Genomic DNA, 16,975 nt, shown 5'->3' with positions numbered 1-16,975 from the left:
GTCTCGGGTGTGATGAGCGAGTCAGCGCAGCGAAACGCGGGTGAGGAGTGGTCGCGCGCCGCGGACACCGACCGGATCCGGGTAGCGCAGTTGCTCACCGACGCCGCTGCGCGGGGCCGCCTACCGATGAGCGAGTATGAGGAGCGCCTCGCCAAGGCGTATGCGGCCACCACGTATCAAGAATTGGAGCGGTTGCAAGCGGATTTACCCGGCTTAGCGGTTAGCCCGTGCCGGGGTGGCGTCTGCAAACCGGCGCCGTCTACCCTGCTGATGGCCATCATGGGCGCGTTCGAGCGGCGCGGGCGATGGAATGTCCCACAAAAGCTGACCACCTTCGCGCTGTGGGGCGGGGGGGTGATAGATCTCCGCTACGCCGATTTCACCTCCACCGAGGTCGAGATTCACGCGTATTCGATCATGGGTGGGCAGACAATCCTGCTGCCGCCGGAGATCCACGTCGAGATTCACGGCCACGGCGTGATGGGCGGTTTTGACCACAACGTCCCCGGTGCGGGGACGCCGGGCGCGCCCACGGTGAGGATCCGGGGTTTCTCGCTGTGGGGCAGGGTGGGCATCAAGCGCAAAAAGCGCCGGACCCAGCCCTAGCCCGCTGCGATCGTCGCGGTGACCGGCCCGGCATTCGGGAGTATGTGCTGCGGCGACAACCGGTGGGTGCCGGCCCAGGCGACGGCGGCTAGTCGGCAAGTCATCAACGGATGCCGTCCGCGGGCCAACTGCTCAGAGCCCCAGCCGCGGTGTCAAGCGGCCAACGAAGTGGCCAACCATGGCGAGGCGCTGCAGGCGCCGCAGCGGTCCCGCCACGGCCAAGCCGACACCGCGCCGTCGGGATGGGTTGGCTCCTCGGCCGCCGCGCTGTCCGGGCTACTGGACAGCTGGGCGACAACCAGCATCGCCCACCTTCCTGCCTGGGCTATGACGCGCTCGACGGCGTCAGGGACGTCGTCAACGACCGGGCCGCGCGCGACGCCGCGGGTGCGTTGAGCTAAGGCCAGCGTGGTCAAGACGGTGCGGGACCACGCAACGCACCCGAGCAGCTCGGCAAATGCCCTGGTCACCACCCGAAAAATGGGTCAGGCCGCAGCGCAGTGGCGTGCCCCTACCCGCCGCGTCGGCTACCGCCGCGGCAGATCGGTAGCAGCAGATCAGTAGCCGCCGCACCAGGTGCGAAGGTGCTCGGCGTGCTCGGCGGCGGCGCGGGTGGTCGGGCCGCTGCCGTAGCGAAGGACGTCGCGGGCTTCGGTGAGCCGTTCGCGTGGCCAATCCAGCCGCGCCGGGTCAATGCTGATCGGCGGGTCGGGAAGCGGGGGCGGTGGCGGGCGTTTGAGCGACGCTTCAAAGGGTGCCGGGTCATCCGGGATGGGCAGCTGCCCGCGGAACATGCCCGCGTTCAACTCGTCTGTGGCGCGCAACCTGATCGCGCACCGGCGAAATTCCTCGGCCAGCCAGGTGACGACCTCCGAGGCGGTCAGCAGCCGGGCCGCGTCCCGCTCAGTCAGCCTCCACAGCCGCGGGTCTTGCCCGAAAGTTTCGAATTGCCTTGCGACGTTGTCGAATAACGCTCCGGCCAGCTCCAGCCGCAGAGCATCCAGCTGGGGTTCCATCGAAACTACCGTTCCAACTCCAGAGCGCCATCAGCGCTTCATTTGGATTGCACGAGCTTATCCCGGCAAACGCAAGCAAACGCAATTCTACGTTAACGGCCGGGCCATGACTGCAGTATGGTGGGCTCCGGGCTCACAACCCCGGCCGGCGCGCTCCCGAGTGTGACCATCGGGTGCCCGACGAGGCCGCCCGGCCGCATCGCCGGGCGCCGAGCCACTACCGTCGCCGCCGCGAACGCAGGTAGTCGCCGACCACCGCCGCGCCCAGGCCATCGAGGTCGGGCACCACCACCCGGCCCTCGACCCGGCGGGCGACCTGGTCGATGAACCGCGCCAGCCCCGGGTCGTCGCCAAGGCGGAAGATCGTCACGTGTGCGCCGAGCCGGGCCACGTCGTCGAAACCGCGCACCGTGTGGGCGATGGTCCGCGGATGTGGTGGGTAATCGAAAAACACCGCCAAATCATCACCCTCGCGGTCTTCCAGGTGCGCGGTGGGCTCACCGTCGGTGACGACCAGCACAACAGGCTGCGCGTTGGGGTGCCGGCGTAGATGCCGAGCCGCCAGTGCCAACGCGTGGTGCAGGTTGGTGCCCTGCTCATAGGCGCCGTCCAGACCCATGAGCTCCGTGGCCGTCACCGCCCGCGCGTAGCGGCCAAACGCGATGATCTGCAACGCATCCGAACGAAATCTGGTGCTCACCAGGTGGTTGAGCGCCAGCGCCGTTCGTTTCATCGGCAGCCAGCGGTTCTCCATCACCATCGAAAACGAGGTGTCCACCAACAGCGCAACTGCGGCTTGGGTGCGCGTCTCGGTCTCAGAAACCTCCACGTCATCAACGGTTATCCGGACCGCGCCGTCGACAGGTGCGGTTCCCGCCTGCCGCAAGACGGCGTTGGTCAGCGTGCGGCTGACGCTCCACGGCTCGGTGTCGCCGAACTGCCAGGGCCGGGTGGCGCCGGTCAGCTCGCCCGCCGCCCCGGCGCGCCGATGATCCCGCTCACCACGACGTCCAGAAAGCTGTTGGGACACATCACGTAACGCCGTCTCGCCCAGCCGGCGCATCGCTTTGGGTGAGAGCCGCCACTGGCCGTCGGGACTGCGGTCTAAAAATCCTTGGTTGAGCAGTGCGCGTTCCAACTCCGCCAGCGTTTGAGCGTCGATAGCAGCTTGATCACCGAGCTGGCGCGCCAGCGCATCCAGGTCGAGGTCGTCCATGGTCGCGCCCGGGTAGCTTTGGGAGAGCTGCTCGGCCAGCTGCTCCAGCTCGGCGATATCGGCCAGCGCTTGCGCGCCTTCGCCCATTCCTAACGGATTATCACCCGTAAACTGCGCACTCCCGTGCCAGTCCTCACCCGGACGCGCGGCTTGCAAGTGGGCGTCCAGCCGATTCAGCGCCTGCATCAGCGCGGGAGACCCGAATGCCTGCTGGGCCAAGGCATCCAGTTCGGCACGCTGTTCCGGGCTCAAGCTGTTGCGGAACCGTTGGGCGGCGGCGGCCCGCTTGGCCAGCGAATCCAGCAGCTCCTCGACGTTGCGTGGGTTCTCCGGGAAGAATGCCCCGTGCTTGCTCATGAAGTTGTCGAAATCCTGCTGGGTGTCCGTACCGCGGGCGTGTTTTTCCAATAGATCGTTGAGGTCATCCAGCATCTCGGTGACCCGTCGGCGATCCTCCTCGGTGGCGTTCTGCAGCAGCTGCTTCATTCCGGCGAAGCGTTGGTCGAGCATCTCGCGGCCAAGGAGATCCTTGATCTGCTCGTAGAATTCGTGGGCCTCCCTGCTGCGCCAGTGATAGTCGGCAAGTTCTTGGATGGCCTTGGCCGGCGACGGGGACAACGCATCAAGCTGCAGCTCGCGAAACCGCGCGTCGTCGTCCAGGGCGCGGGCCAGCGCTTTGCGTTCGGCCAGCACCGCTTGATCAAGCAGCTTTTTGACCTCCTGCAGCGTGCCATCTAAGTTATGGCGACGCAACAACTCTCGTCTACGCCGGTTGGCTTCCGCGGCCAGCCGGTCAGCCCCGGGCATGTTCGCGGTGCCCCGGCGCAGCAGTTCGGACAGCGCCCGGCGCGGCGAAGTGCCCGCCATGACGTCCCGGCCGATCTGCTCGAGGGCCTCCCGCAGCTCCACCGGCGGAGCCAGCGGGTCGGGGCCGCCCGTGTACGCCTTGTATCGCGCCGAACGCCCTTTAGCCATAGACGGTTTCGCCTGCCTCACACACCTTGTCGATTCGCCTCGCCAAGTACAGTGCCTCAAGCGCCAGCTCGAGCGCCGCGGCGCGCTCCCCGTCGGACTGCACGCCCAGCTTTTTCGCGATCTTGTCGATGACCGGCAGCCCGGGCAATGCGGCCAGCACGTCCTTGGCCGACACCCGCTCGCCCGTCGTCACCGCAGCGCCGCCGTCAACAGCGGCCACCAGCGGCGCAACATCGATGCCGGCGAGCAGTGCCGAGGCGGTATCGGCGGTGGCGCGGCGCAGCAAATGCTCCAGCACCGCCTGCTCGCGGCCTTCCTCTCCAGATTCGAACTCCACTTTGCCGCGCAAGACGTCGATCACCGTTCCCAGATCAACCACCCGGGCCACCGGATCCGTTTCCCCGAGCACCGCGCTGCGATGGCGCGCAGCGGCGGCGACCGTTTCCGCGGCCGCGATTCCAAACCGTGCCGAGACCCCCGACCGCTGGTCGATCGACCGGGACTCCCGCAGGTAGCGGGCGAACCGGGCGATGATCTGCACGATGTGGTCGGGCACGTGCGCGGTTAAGTGCGCTTCTTGGGTGATGACGCCCATTTCGGCCTGCAGCTCCAGCGGATAGTGGGTGCGAATCTCGGCGCCGAAGCGGTCTTTGAGCGGGGTGATGATGCGGCCGCGGTTGGTGTAGTCCTCGGGGTTTGCGCTGGCCACGACCAACACGTCCAGCGGCAGCCGCAGCGTGTAACCGCGCACCTGGATGTCGCGCTCCTCCATGACGTTGAGCATCGACACCTGGATACGCTCGGCCAGGTCGGGCAATTCGTTGACGGCGACGATGCCGCGGTGCGCCCGCGGGATGAGCCCGTAGGCGATGGTCTCGGGATCACCCAGGCTGCGGCCCTCAGCGACCTTGATCGGGTCGATGTCGCCGACCAAATCGGCCACGCTAGTGTCGGGTGTGGCCAGCTTCTCGGTGTAACGCTCGCTGCGGTGCCGCCACCCCACCGGCAGGTCATCACCGAGCTCCGCCGCCCGCCGGATCGATTCCGGCGTGATCGGCGAGTAGGGGTGCTCACCGAGCTCGGCGCCGCTGATGACCGGCGTCCACTCGTCGAGCAGGCCGACCAGCGCCCGCAGTAATCGGGTCTTGCCCTGACCGCGCTCGCCGAGCAGGACAACATCGTGACCGGCGATCAGCGCCCGCTCCAGCTGCGGGATTACGGTGTCGTCAAACCCCAGGATCCCCGGCCAGATGTCCACGCCCTCGGCCAGCGCGGTGAGCAGGTTCTCCCGGATTTCCTGCTTGACGCCCCGCTCCCGGTGACCGGAAGCACGCAGTTCGCCCACGGTGCGGGGTAGGTGACTCGGTGCACGCACCACTCCACGCTACGACCCTGTCGCGTGCACGTCATGCCGTCAGCGGGTTTTTCCCCTCGGCTGCGGCCTAGCCGCACCTAGCCGTCTTGCCGCGAGAGTGCACTTCGCGACGCAGATCTCAAGTGAACCCGTCGTTGGTGGCACTTTGGCGGGGCTAGCGATGAGCTAGTGGGCAAAATGGCGGGAGCCGGTCAGGTAGAGCGTTACGCCGGCTTCGACCGCTGCCGCGGTCACCTCATCGTCGCGGACCGAGCCACCGGGTTGCACGATCGCTGTGACCCCGGCAGCGGCCAGCGTCTCCAACCCGTCGGGGAATGGGAAGAAGCCATCCGATGCTGCCACCGCACCGCGGACCCGCTCCCCGCCGCGCGCGACGGCCAGTCTGGCGGCGTCCACCCGGTTCACCTGTCCCATGCCGATGCCGACAGTGGCGCCGTCGGCTGCGATCACGATCGCATTCGACTTGACTGCACGGCAGGTACGCCACGCAAAAACCAAGTCGCTCAACATATCCTGGCTAGCCGGCAGCCCGGCCGCCAGCGTCCAGTTGATCGGGTTGTCCCCGGGGGCGTCGAGCTCGTCGCGTTGCTGCATCAGCAGTCCCCCGCTGACCTGACGCAGTTCAGTGCCGTTGCGCAACGGCTCGGGGGCCAGCAGCACCCGGATGCTCTTCTTGCGTGCCAAGATATCGACAGCCCCGGGCGCGTAAGCAGGCGCGACGATCACTTCGGTGAAGATGGTGCTCACATACTCCGCCATTTCGACGCTGACTTCGGTGTTGGCCGCGATCACTCCGCCGAAGGCGCTCAGTGGATCACAAGCGTGCGCCTTGCGATGCGCGTCCGCGACCGAAATCGACGAGATCGCGATCCCGCACGGGTTGGTGTGCTTGATGATGGCCACGCATGTCTGGTCGTGGTCGAAGACAGCCCGCCAGGCCGCGTCTGCATCGGTGTAGTTGTTGTAGGACATCTCTTTTCCGTGCAGCTGAGTGGCCTGCGCCAAGCCCGGCCAGGCACTGGGGTCGCTGTAGAGCGCGGCCTGCTGATGCGGATTCTCGCCGTAGCGCAGCAGCGTCGAGCGACGCCAGCTTCCAGCGAACCACTCGGGCAACGTAGTTCGCGGTTGCTCAGGCGCCAGCACCGAGGCCATCCAGTCGGCGACCGCGACGTCGTACTCGGCGGTATGCCGAAATGCCAGCAATGCCAGTCTTTTACGTTCGGCAAGGGTGAATCCGCCGTGGCGGACAGCGGCCAGCACACCGTCATAGCCGCGCGGATCCACAACCACCGCGACACTCGGATAGTTCTTCGCGGCCGCCCGGATCATAGCCGGTCCACCGATGTCGATTTGCTCGACGCACTCATCTATTCCCGCGCCGGAGTCGACCGTCTCGCGGAACGGATACAGATTGACCACCACCAGTTCGAATGGCGCGATGCCAAGTTTCTGGAGCGCCGCGGTGTGTTCCGGTTTGCGCAGGTCAGCCAGGAGCCCGGCGTGCACCCGCGGATGCAGAGTCTTGACGCGCCCGTCCAGCAACTCGGGAAACTCTGTCACCTCCTCCACGCGTGTTACCGGAATGCCTTTCTCTGCAATCATTTTCGCGGTCAAGCCAGTAGAAACAAGACCGACACCGGCGGCGTGCAGACCGCGGGCAAGGTCTATCAGGCCGGTTTTGTCGTAGACACTGATCAGCGCGCGGCGGATCGGCCTGCGTGATATGGTCTGCCCGGCATCTGCGCTCATCCTATTCTCGCCTTTCGTCCTTCCCAGGTCACGCCGCCCATCGCCACCGCGGCGACCACGTCCGCCAACAGCCGCCGCTCTTCGACCTTGATGCGTTCGTGCAGAGTCTGTTCGTCGTCATCGTCGAACACCGGCACCGGTCGCTGCGCGAGTATCGGTCCGGTATCCGTGCCAGCGTCTACCAAATGCACTGTACAGCCTGTGACTTTCACGCCGTACGCCAGCGCGTCGGCCACGCCGTGGGTACCGGGGAACGACGGCAACAGCGCCGGATGGGTATTGATAACGCGTCCGAGATAACGGGACAGGAATTGCGGCCCCAGAATTCTCATGAAACCCGCCGAGACGATCAAGTCAGGTGAATGTGCTGCGGTAGCCCCTGTGAGGGCGGCATCCCAGGCATCGCGGCTGGGGTAGTCGGTCAGCCGGACAGTGAAGGCCGGCAACGACTCCGCTTGGGCGATCGCGACGGCCCCACAATCACGGTCGGTACCGACGGCGACCACCCGCGCCGGATAGTCGCCGGCGGCGGCGTCGATCAGGGAACGCAGCAACGAGCCGGTACCAGAGGCCAGCACCACCACCCGTGCCGGCGCGGTGGGAGGCACACGCAACGGCTGCTGCACATCGCGAGCCTAACCGCTTTCCCCCGGCGGCTGGTCGGTGCTTAAGCCTGCTGGTGGGGGCTCCGCCGCGCCGGCGTCACCATCGGCGGGGTCCGCGGGGAGCGCCCCGACTTCGACGGGTTCGGCAACCGCGTGATCGCCGCCCAACTGCCCGTCGTGCCTGGCCGCGGACCCCGTGGGCGGGGCGGGGTGCGCGCCGAAGGCCGCCGCGGACTTCGGCGTCGACGGCGACTGGGGCCGGTGAGCCCGGCGCCTGACGCCCCCGGCCATCGCCACGGTGACCCAGCCGACGCCGGCAAACCAGAGGAAGACCGCGATGCCGAACGTGCCCTGGTCCACACCGACGTCACCGAAATTACCCAGCCGCCCGCCCCCGGCGTAGCCGAGGGCTGCCATCGTCAGCGCCGCAAAAGCCGCGGCAACCAGCAGCTTGGCCGTCGCCGCAACGAGCGGCAGCGCGCGTCGCGCGCATTGCTGGCCGACCGCGACCCCCGACGAGGCGCCGACGACAAGCAGGGCCACCCACACCGGGCCCAACGGCGGTGTCGGCACCGCAGCCAGCACGGGCAGTGCCGGAATGTCGCCACCAAAGACGCTGAACGAACTGAACGTTGCCACGCCCAGATGCGCGCTGGACCCCACCGCGATCGCGGCCGCGCCGACGATGACGTTGGGCGCGTAGAGCACCGACAGCACGGTGAGACTGAACTGCCCAAATATCGAATCGGTGATGGTGTAGAGCTCATGCATCGTGGCCCAGTGCACCACCAGCGAACCGGCCGTCACCACACCGGAAAGCCCGAGCAACGCCAAGACGCCGGCCGTCGCGGCCCGCAGCGAATCACCCAGCCACTCCGGCAGCCGCGGGGCCGTCGAAATTCGCTGGCGGACTTGGGATCCCACCCCGATCGTGGCGCCAATCGCATGCACCGCAAGGACGCTGAGGAACGCGCGCAGCGCGTTAGGCGTCTGCAGTTCGGTGAGCACCGACGCCGCGTCGTGAATGACCGCCAGGGCGATGGCCGCGACGAGCACCGGCCCGCCCAGCGCCGACGCCACGACCCAGCGGATGACCAGCCAGGACGCCTGCGGAAGGGTCGCCTGAGCCGTGGTGCGCGCGGTGGCCCAGACCATCAACAGCACGGGTGCCAGCGGCATCACCCCGAGTTCGCGGCCGCCGATCGAGATCGGCACCAGATGCGCGCCCAACCACATGCTGGCTATGGCGCCCGGCGCGCCGGTCATGTCGCTGTTGGCGATCAGCAACTGCAACAACGTGATCGCGGCAATAATGACCAGCGCCACCAGACCCGGACCGAACGCCACCCGCAGCAAATCCCGTGCCTGGCGAGCACCTACCGCCCGGCTGTCCACCCGTGTCACTCCCCGGCTCCCGGCCGGCTAGGCCCGAGAGCACCCACTTAGGAGGGCGTGGGCCCTGATGACGATGACGGCGACTGGCGCTGGCCCGGACCGTGTGACGGCTGGTCCGAAGTGGTGGTGGCGCCGCTGTGCTCGGAGTTGGCGGACTCGTGTGACTCCGTGCCCGACCCGGCCGAGGGCGGCTGGCTGAAGCTGGGAAAGCCGGTCGGCGGGGTAGGTGAGCCCTGCTGAGGACCGGGCTGGGGCGCCTGGTGTGCGCCGGGCTGTGTGCCCGCCGGACCGAACCCGCCGCTCGAGGGGGGCGGATAGCCGTATTGCGGCCCATGCTGGGCCGGCGCGTGGTGCTGCTGGCCGAAATACGCGCCCGATTGTGGCGGGCCGTACTGGCCGTACTGCCCGTACGGGCCGTACGGGCCGTACTGGTCATACCTCGGCCGGGGAGCGGGCGGGGTGATAACACCCGCCTCCAGCAGTAGCGCGCCCACGGCGGCGATCGCCTGGATCACGCTAAAGGCGAGCACCAGCCACAACCCCACGCCAATGGTTAAGCCGCTGTGCCCGCCGACTGCCTGCGCAATCGCCAGTAACGCGCCCAGCACCGCGATCGCCGCGACGATCCCGGTGTAGTTGCTGGCCTTGGGTAGCAGGCCCACCGCGGCCAGCAAACCGGCCAGCAGCGCAGCTATCACGCCGACCACCGCTCCGAGGTCACTGGGGAGCAGTTCACCGCCACCCGGCCCCATCTCCGCACTGAGGGTGAACATCGGAAGGAAGCTTGCCGCGTACGCGCCCAGGCCGAGCGCCACCACAACGATGGTCAGGTACACCTGCGCCCTGCTCGCACTGTCAACGGTTTTGGCGAACGAGGGGGTCGACCCTCCATAAGAGCCCGGGGACTGCGCGGGCGGGTATCCGGGGCTGCCGGGCGAGTAGGTCATGACCTCTCCTGTGCTGTTGTGCTGTTGGGTCTCGTGCTCTGCGGCGCTGCCTTTCCAGGCACCGCTGCCGCACCGCTGCCGCGCGACGCCACGCTGGGCGGCGCCGGAAACATTGCGCAGCGCGGGCGTTACGACACGACGTGATCCCACGCTAGCGCACGTTCGCGCGTAGGCCATGCGCCAGTCCGCGTGTCACGCCCGCTCCTCGCCGCGGGCCCCGGTGCATTGTGCTTAATGTCTCGCTTAATGTCCTCGCCTCGGGTCCCGCGTCGCCCGCGGCTCACAGGTTCTGCAGGATCTTGCGCACCAGGGTCGCGGTTTCGGACGGGGTCTTACCGACCTGCACGCCGGCTGCTTCCAGGGCCGCTTTCTTGGCGGCCGCGGTGCCCGACGAGCCGGATACGATCGCGCCGGCGTGACCCATCGTCCTGCCTTCCGGGGCGGTGAATCCGGCCACGTAGCCGACCACCGGCTTGGAGACGTTGGCTTTGATGTACTCTGCGGCGCGTTCTTCGGCGTCGCCACCAATCTCGCCAATCAGCACGATGACCTTGGTTTCCGGATCCTTTTCGAACGCTTCGAGGGCGTCGATGTGGGTGGTGCCGATCACCGGGTCGCCGCCGATGCCGATGGCGGTGGAGAAGCCGAGGTCGCGCAACTCGAACATCATCTGGTAGGTCAAGGTGCCCGACTTGGATACCAGACCGATCGGGCCGGGTCCGGTGATGTTGGCGGGGGTGATGCCAGCCAGTGACCGGCCCGGGGAAATGATGCCGGGGCAGTTGGGGCCGATGATGCGGGTCTTGTGCCCCTTACCGAGGTTGTAAGCCCACGCATAGGCGGTGTCGTGCACCGGGATTCCCTCGGTGATAATGACCAGCAACGGGATTTCGGCGTCGATAGCCTCCAGGATGGCGTCCTTGGCGAATCGCGGGGGCACGAAGACGATCGAGACGTCCGCACCGGTCTTCTCGATCGCCTCAACCACGGTGCCGAACACCGGGAGCTCGATGTCGTTGCCGTCGGCGTCCGTGTGCGTGACCGTGGTGCCGGCCTTGCGGGCGTTGACACCACCGAGGATCCGGGTGCCTGCCTTGAGCATCCGCGCGGTGTGCGCGGTGGCCTCGTTGCCGGTGATGCCCTGCACGATGACCTTGGACTCTGCGGTGAGGAATACAGCCATAAGAGGTGACGAGTCCTTTCTGTGTCTCAGACGCTGGCCAGCGCGGCAGCCTTGTCAGCGGCCTCGTCCATGGTGGGCACCAGGGTCACCAGCGGGTGGTTGGCCTCGGCGAGGATGCGCCTGCCTTCCTCGACGTTGTTGCCGTCGAGGCGAACGACCAACGGCTTGTCGGCCTCGTCGCCGATGATCTGCAGCGCTTTGACTATGCCGGTGGCCACCGCGTCGCAGGCTGTGATACCACCGAACACGTTGACGAAGACGACCTTGACCTGCTCGTCGCTGAGAACCACGTCCAGCCCCGCGGCCATAACCTCGGCAGACGCACCGCCACCGATGTCGAGGAAGTTGGCCGGCCTCACGCCGCCGTGCCGTTCCCCGGCATAGGCGGCGACGTCAAGGGTCGACATCACCAGACCGGCGCCGTTGCCGATGATGCCGATCTGCCCGTCGAGCTTGACGTAGTTGAGGTTGTGTTCCTTGGCCTTGAGCTCCAGCGGATCGGTGGCCTCGCGGTCCTCGAACGCGGCGTGGTCAGGATGCCGGAAGCCGGCGTTGTCGTCCAAGGTGATCTTGGCGTCCAGCGCCAGGATCCGCCCGGGATCACCCGGCCCCCGCGACGGCGTGCGCACCAGCGGGTTGACCTCGACCAAGGTGGCGTCTTCGGCGGCGAAAAGCTCCCACAGCCTGGCGATGGTGACCGCCGCGGTGTCCAGTACCTCAGCGGGCAGATGGCCTTGCGCGGCGATAGACCGGGCGAACGCCAGGTCTACGCCTTTGACGGGGTCTACCGGAACCTTGGCCAGCCGCTCAGGTTTGGTGGCGGCGACCTCCTCGATGTCCATGCCGCCCTCCACCGAGCACATGGCCAGGTAACCGCGATTCGCCCGGTCCAGCAGAAAGGAAATGTAGTACTCCTCGGCGATGTCACTGGCCTCGGCGACCAGCAGCTTTTTCACGACGTGGCCCTTGATGTCCAGGCCGAGGATGCTCTGGGCGTGGAGATAGGCGTCCTCGGGCGTGGCGGCGTATTTAACACCGCCGGCCTTGCCGCGGCCACCCGTTTTGACCTGCGCTTTAACCATGACCGGATGACCGATTTCCGCGGCGATCGCTCTGGCGTCCTCGGCGCTGTCGGTCACCCGGCCGGGCGTGGTTGGCACGTTATGCTTGGCGAACAGCTGCTTCGCCTGATACTCGAAAAGATCCATCGGCTCACTGTCTCGGGTCGGCGTGCACGTCGGCGGTTGCCTGATTCGGCAACGCGCCCGGAGGAACTGTATCGACCCGGGCAGATGGTTCCGACGGCGCATCCGCCGATGTGGCCCATCTCACCCGGGCCGATGACGTGGCGCTCATCCCCGCCGGCCGCAGTGCCCCGCGGAGCCGCCTGCACGCACCCGACCCGGCACTTGCGCTACGTGATCCACATCACATTCCTTGCCCGGATTGTTCACTTGGGGTTGCACGTTTCTGGCACTCCGGTTAACGTACCGGGGTCCAGATAACGTTTTGGTCACGACCCGAGGATGCTCCCGGTTGAACCAGCGCCGTTATATCCGGTCTCCTGCAACAGGCCCTCGCCGATCCCGCGACTGCTGGCCCGACCTTGACCCCACCGAGGTCACCGACATCATCCCGTTCAACGAGTTCGGCAACCTCGATGACCTGGACTTTAGCGACAACTCCGTGTTCAACACCGAAGCGCAGGTGCTGCGCGCGCCCGAGCTGGACGACCTGCACGACGTCGATGACCTGACGCCGCTGACGCTGACGCCGCCCAGCGAATTTGTCGCCGGCCAAGGCCTCGATGGGGATCCTCCGCAGGGCCGTGACTGGGGCGCCGAATGTCGCACCGAGCCGTACCGGTACCGGTTGCAGCGATTTCCCGCCCCGGATGTGACCGGCACGCCCTGGCGCGGCGGGCAGCATCGCAAGCAGCAGATGACCGGGGTCGTCAGGGGCCGGGTGCTGATTACCGCGATGGCCGCGGGTGCGGCGGCCGCGGCTGCGCATTCGGCAGCCCATCACCCGAGCGCCGCCAGGGCCGAAACCGTGCTGGCGGCTAACGCGTCAAGCCTCAAGAACAACCCGGCTAGCGAGTGGCCGCGGGGCGTGCAGATGATCACCGTCAAGCCCGCGGCAAATATCGCCGTGCACAGCGAAGAGCTCGCCAAGGGAATGGCCTTCGCCCAGGAACGTGCCCAGCGCGAAGCCCGGCTGCGGCAGCCGTTATTCGTCATGCCGACAAAGGGCGCCTTCACTTCGGGTTTTGGCTACCGCTGGGGTGTGCTGCATGCGGGCATCGACCTCGCCAACGCGATCGGCACCCCGATCGTCGCGGTCTCCGACGGCGTCGTCATCGACGCCGGACCCACCGCCGGCTACGGAATGTGGGTCAAGCTGCGCCACGCCGACGGAACGGTCACACTGTACGGGCACGTCAACACCACGACGGTGAGCGTGGGTCAGCGCGTCATGGCGGGCGATCAGATCGCGACAATGGGCAATCGCGGCAATTCCACCGGCCCGCATCTGCACTTCGAGGTGCTGCTGGGCGGCACCGACCGCGTGGATCCCGTGCCGTGGCTGGCCGCGCGGGGCCTCAACATCGGCAATTTCGGCGGTTAGCCTGGTGTCATAACCAACGAACGCTCCCGCGGCGTCAACCCGCCCGAAATCTCCGAAGGTGTGGTTTCTATGGCGGGAACCGGAGCAAGCTGCAGAAAGGCCTGCGGTGACGACATCGCCCCACGACCCACGAAGGCCTGAGGCAACCCAGTCCGGGGACGACACCCGGACCCGTATCATCCGGCGCGCCCCGACCGCGCCCCTGCCGCCGCTGCCGCAGAGCGGTCACGTTGCCCACCCCCCGCCCGGCTGGGGCGGGCCAGCCGGTGGCGTCCTGCGCGAGAGTGTGGCCGACTCGCTGGCCACCGGCACCGCGGAACCGGCCCCTAAGACGGTCATCGCCGCGTGCGCCGTGAGCATTATCGGCGGGTGGGCTACCTCCGTGGTGGCCACCGACCTGATCGCCGGGTGGTGGAAATCCGACCGCCTGTTCTGCATCGCGGTGGGATTCCTCGCCCTGGTGTTCGGCTCGGCCACGGTGGCGGGCGTGATCACGCTGTTGCAGCGCCGTCCCTACGGCCGCTACCTCATCGTGGCCGGCGCCGTGGTCGCGTTGCTGACCTACCTCGGCGTTTTCATCGCCGGTGCTCGTGTCGCGTGGATCGTGCACGCGCTGCCGCTGGCGCCGATCGCCAGTGTGGTGTTGGCGCTGCATCCCGACACCACACGCTGGGTTCTCCGGGAGTAACGCCTACAGCTTGGTGATCGGGGCGTGGTTGTGCATCAGCTTCACCCGCCCGGAGCTGCCGAAGTCGATCAGCGACGTCGCCGACTCGCCGGTGCCGGACACCTCCTCCACCCGTCCCAGCCCGTACTTGTCATGCGACACCCGGTCACCGGGCTGCAGCACCAGCAGCGGGCGCCGCTGGGCCGCCGGGCGGGCCGGTGCCGGGCGGGATGGGCCGACCCCCCCGCCACCGCTTAGCGGCGCGCTGAACGACGGGGCGGGATCGACGCGCCGCCAGTCGATGAGCTCCTGCGGGATTTCCCGTAAAAACCGCGACTCCGGGTTCAGCACCGGCTGTCCCCACGAGGACCGGACCTTGGCCCGGCTCAGATACAGCCGCTGACGGGCCCGGGTGATGCCGACATAGGCCAATCGGCGCTCCTCCGACAGCTCGGTGGGATCATCCAACGACCGCATGTGCGGGAACATGCCGTCTTCCCAGCCCGTCACGAACACCACCGGAAATTCCAAACCCTTCGCGGTGTGCAACGTCATCAGGGTAACCACACCCGCATGCTGTTCGGGGATTTCGTCAGCGTCGGAAACCAACGACACCCGCTCCAGGAAATCCGCCAAAACCCTGGCATCGGGCACATCCTCGTCGCCCTGGTCCTGCGAAGACCCGTCGATAGCGGCGGCGTTCGCCCGGTCGGTGCTGAATTCGTGTGCGACGCTTACGAGTTCGTTGAGGTTATCCAGCCTGGCGAGATCCTGTGGATCGGTGGAGGATTCCAACTCCACGCGGTAGCCGGTCCGGTCCAGCACCGCCTCGACCAGATCGCCGAGATCCTCGTCGAGGCGGCCCCGCAAGTCCTCGAGCAACTCGACGAAACCGGCAATCGCCTTCACCGATCGGGCATTCAGCGTCGGCACTTTGCCTTCGGCCGCGGCCACCAGAGCGTCGGCGAAGCCAACCCCGCAATTGTCGGCATACACCGCCACGGCGGCCTCGGCGCGATCGCCAATGCCGCGGCGCGGTGTGTTGAGAACGCGTCGCAGACTGACGGCGTCATCGGGGTTGTCCAGGACTCGCAGGTAGGCGAGAATGTCACGGATTTCCTTGCGCTCGTAAAACCGAACTCCCCCAACGACTTTGTATGGAATTCCGGCTCGGATGAACACCTCTTCCAAGGACCGCGACGAGTTGTTGGTGCGGTAGAAAACCGCGACGTCGTCGTAGGTGATCGCCCCGCGTTGCACGAGCGCATCGATCTCCTCGGCGACAAACCGCGCCTCGTCGTGCTCGTTGTCGGCCACATAGCCGACGATCAACTCCCCCGGGCCGGCGTCGGTCCATAGCCGCTTCTCGCAGCGCCCGGTGTTATGGGCGATCACCGAGTTCGCTGCCGAGAGGATGTTCTGCGTTGAGCGGTAATTCTGTTCCAGCAGGATTGTTGTGGCGTTGGGATAGTCACGCTCGAAATCTTCGATGTTGCGGATGGTGGCCCCGCGAAAGGCATAGATCGATTGGTCGGCGTCGCCGACAACGCATAGCTCGGCGGGTGGGACGTCATCTGCGGCATCGCGTCCGGTCAATTCCCGCACCAGCACGTATTGCGCGTGGTTGGTGTCCTGGTACTCGTCAACCAGGATGTGGCGGAACCGGCGGCGGTAGTGCTGGGCGATCTGCGGGAAGGTCCGCAGCAGCGCCACGGTCTCCCCGATGAGGTCATCGAAGTCCAGCGCATTGGCCGCCCGCAGCCGGCGCTGGTATTCGCCGTAGACCCCGGCGACGGTGGCGGCCAGGTCATCGGAGGTGTCTGAGGCGTTGGCCTGTGCCCGTTCGGGGTCGATCAACTCGTTTTTCAGGTTGGAGATGGCGTGGGCCAGCAGCCGTGGCGAGTGGCGTTTGATGTCCAGCCCCATCTCCCGGCCGATCATCTGCAGCAAACGCCGCGAGTCGTCGGCGTCGTAGATCGAAAAGTGCGCGGTGAGACCGGGAATCAGCGATGCCTGGTTGCGCAGGATGCGCACGCACATCGAGTGAAAAGTCGACACCCACAGGGCACGGCCGGCGCGGGCTCCGATCAGCTGAACTACCCGCTCGCGCATCTCCGCGGCGGCCTTGTTGGTGAAGGTGATCGCCAAGATCTGACCCACCTCGACACCCCGCGCGGCTATCAGGTAGGCGATGCGCCGCGTCAGCACCGCGGTCTTGCCCGAGCCCGCGCCCGCGACGATCAGCAGTGGCGAGCCCTGGTGCAGCACCGCCCGGCGCTGCTGGGGATTGAGGCCGTCAAGGAGCCGATCTGCGTCGCCGGCAGGCTGTGCGTTGGTCCCCGCATCGGTCCCCGCGTTGGTCCCCGCATCGGTCGCTTGCACACTCATGTCGGTCCCAACTTACCGCCGTCGGGTGACAGACTTTGCGCCGGCGCCGCCGGGTGTGGCACACTCGGGCAATGCTCAAGGCGCGGCGCCGCCGACGGGCCCCAACGCCCCATCGCCGATTTCTCTACGGGTATCCCCGAGCCGTGCCCGTGGTCTAGCTGCGCTGCAGAGCCCCGTGGTCCGCTTTCCGGATTCGGCGCTTCCAGGTTTTGTGTGGGTCCGGCT

General features: G+C 67.1%; 14 protein-coding genes. 3 read left to right on the top strand and 11 right to left on the bottom strand.

The window, feature by feature from the left end:
- The first annotated feature begins 12 nt into the window (after positions 1 to 12).
- Positions 13 to 606 carry a DUF1707 domain-containing protein gene (locus MSM1_RS12600; protein ID WP_213442607.1) on the top strand — a complete coding sequence of 198 codons (594 nt, stop codon included), beginning with the start codon at positions 13 to 15 and terminating at the stop codon, positions 604 to 606.
- 152 nt (positions 607 to 758) lie between these two features.
- On the opposite strand, the gene MSM1_RS22975 is transcribed toward MSM1_RS12600, so the two are convergent.
- The 10 genes from MSM1_RS22975 to sucC form a co-directional block, all read right to left on the bottom strand.
- A complete protein-coding gene (locus MSM1_RS22975; protein WP_213442605.1) occupies positions 759 to 1,076 on the bottom strand; it encodes a hypothetical protein in 318 nt (105 codons plus the stop codon).
- 87 nt (positions 1,077 to 1,163) lie between these two features.
- A complete protein-coding gene (locus MSM1_RS12590; RefSeq protein ID WP_213442604.1) occupies positions 1,164 to 1,622 on the bottom strand; it encodes a hypothetical protein in 459 nt (152 codons plus the stop codon).
- Positions 1,623 to 1,839: 217 nt separating this feature from the next.
- Positions 1,840 to 3,813 (bottom strand): VWA domain-containing protein, encoded by a 1,974-nt coding sequence (locus MSM1_RS12585; RefSeq protein WP_213442603.1) that lies wholly within the window; start codon positions 3,811 to 3,813, stop codon positions 1,840 to 1,842.
- Positions 3,806 to 5,191, bottom strand: a complete 1,386-nt coding sequence (locus MSM1_RS12580; RefSeq protein WP_213442602.1) for a sigma 54-interacting transcriptional regulator — start codon at positions 5,189 to 5,191, stop codon at positions 3,806 to 3,808. The genes MSM1_RS12585 and MSM1_RS12580 overlap by 8 nt, the downstream gene beginning before the upstream one ends.
- Positions 5,192 to 5,353: 162 nt before the next feature.
- Positions 5,354 to 6,937, bottom strand: coding sequence for a bifunctional phosphoribosylaminoimidazolecarboxamide formyltransferase/IMP cyclohydrolase (gene purH / locus MSM1_RS12575; RefSeq protein WP_213442601.1), 1,584 nt, complete (start codon positions 6,935 to 6,937; stop codon positions 5,354 to 5,356).
- A complete protein-coding gene (purN, locus tag MSM1_RS12570) occupies positions 6,934 to 7,563 on the bottom strand; it encodes a phosphoribosylglycinamide formyltransferase (RefSeq protein WP_213442600.1) in 630 nt (209 codons plus the stop codon). Before purN ends, purH begins: the two co-directional genes overlap by 4 nt.
- A gap of 9 nt (positions 7,564 to 7,572) precedes the next feature.
- Positions 7,573 to 8,946, bottom strand: a complete 1,374-nt coding sequence (locus MSM1_RS12565; protein ID WP_307857375.1) for a DUF6350 family protein — start codon at positions 8,944 to 8,946, stop codon at positions 7,573 to 7,575.
- Positions 8,947 to 8,984: 38 nt separating this feature from the next.
- Entirely contained in the window at positions 8,985 to 9,884 is a 900-nt protein-coding gene (locus MSM1_RS12560) for a DUF5336 domain-containing protein (RefSeq protein ID WP_213442599.1), read from the bottom strand.
- 280 nt (positions 9,885 to 10,164) lie between these two features.
- Positions 10,165 to 11,067, bottom strand: coding sequence for a succinate--CoA ligase subunit alpha (gene sucD, locus MSM1_RS12555; RefSeq protein WP_213442598.1), 903 nt, complete (start codon positions 11,065 to 11,067; stop codon positions 10,165 to 10,167).
- Between the two features lie 26 nt (positions 11,068 to 11,093).
- Positions 11,094 to 12,275 carry an ADP-forming succinate--CoA ligase subunit beta gene (gene sucC / locus MSM1_RS12550; RefSeq protein ID WP_213442597.1) on the bottom strand — a complete coding sequence of 394 codons (1,182 nt, stop codon included), beginning with the start codon at positions 12,273 to 12,275 and terminating at the stop codon, positions 11,094 to 11,096.
- A gap of 328 nt (positions 12,276 to 12,603) precedes the next feature.
- On the opposite strand from sucC, the gene MSM1_RS12545 reads away from it, so the two are divergent.
- Both MSM1_RS12545 and MSM1_RS12540 read left to right on the top strand, forming a co-directional pair.
- Positions 12,604 to 13,695, top strand: a complete 1,092-nt coding sequence (locus MSM1_RS12545) for a M23 family metallopeptidase (RefSeq protein WP_213442596.1) — start codon at positions 12,604 to 12,606, stop codon at positions 13,693 to 13,695.
- A 106-nt stretch (positions 13,696 to 13,801) separates the two neighbouring features.
- Complete coding sequence (locus MSM1_RS12540) at positions 13,802 to 14,383, top strand: hypothetical protein (RefSeq protein WP_307857374.1); 582 nt, start codon at positions 13,802 to 13,804, stop codon at positions 14,381 to 14,383.
- Between the two features lie 3 nt (positions 14,384 to 14,386).
- Here the strand turns inward: MSM1_RS12540 and pcrA are convergent, their stop codons facing one another.
- A complete protein-coding gene (gene pcrA / locus MSM1_RS12535; RefSeq protein ID WP_213442595.1) occupies positions 14,387 to 16,750 on the bottom strand; it encodes a DNA helicase PcrA in 2,364 nt (787 codons plus the stop codon).
- Positions 16,751 to 16,975 lie beyond the last annotated feature (225 nt).

This window comes from Mycobacterium sp. SM1, from assembly GCF_018361265.1.
In the GTDB taxonomy this organism is placed as follows: Bacteria; Actinomycetota; Actinomycetes; order Mycobacteriales; family Mycobacteriaceae; genus Mycobacterium.
The sequence above is the reverse complement of the archived record's forward strand: the minus strand, read 5'-3'. Positions and strand labels throughout refer to the sequence as shown.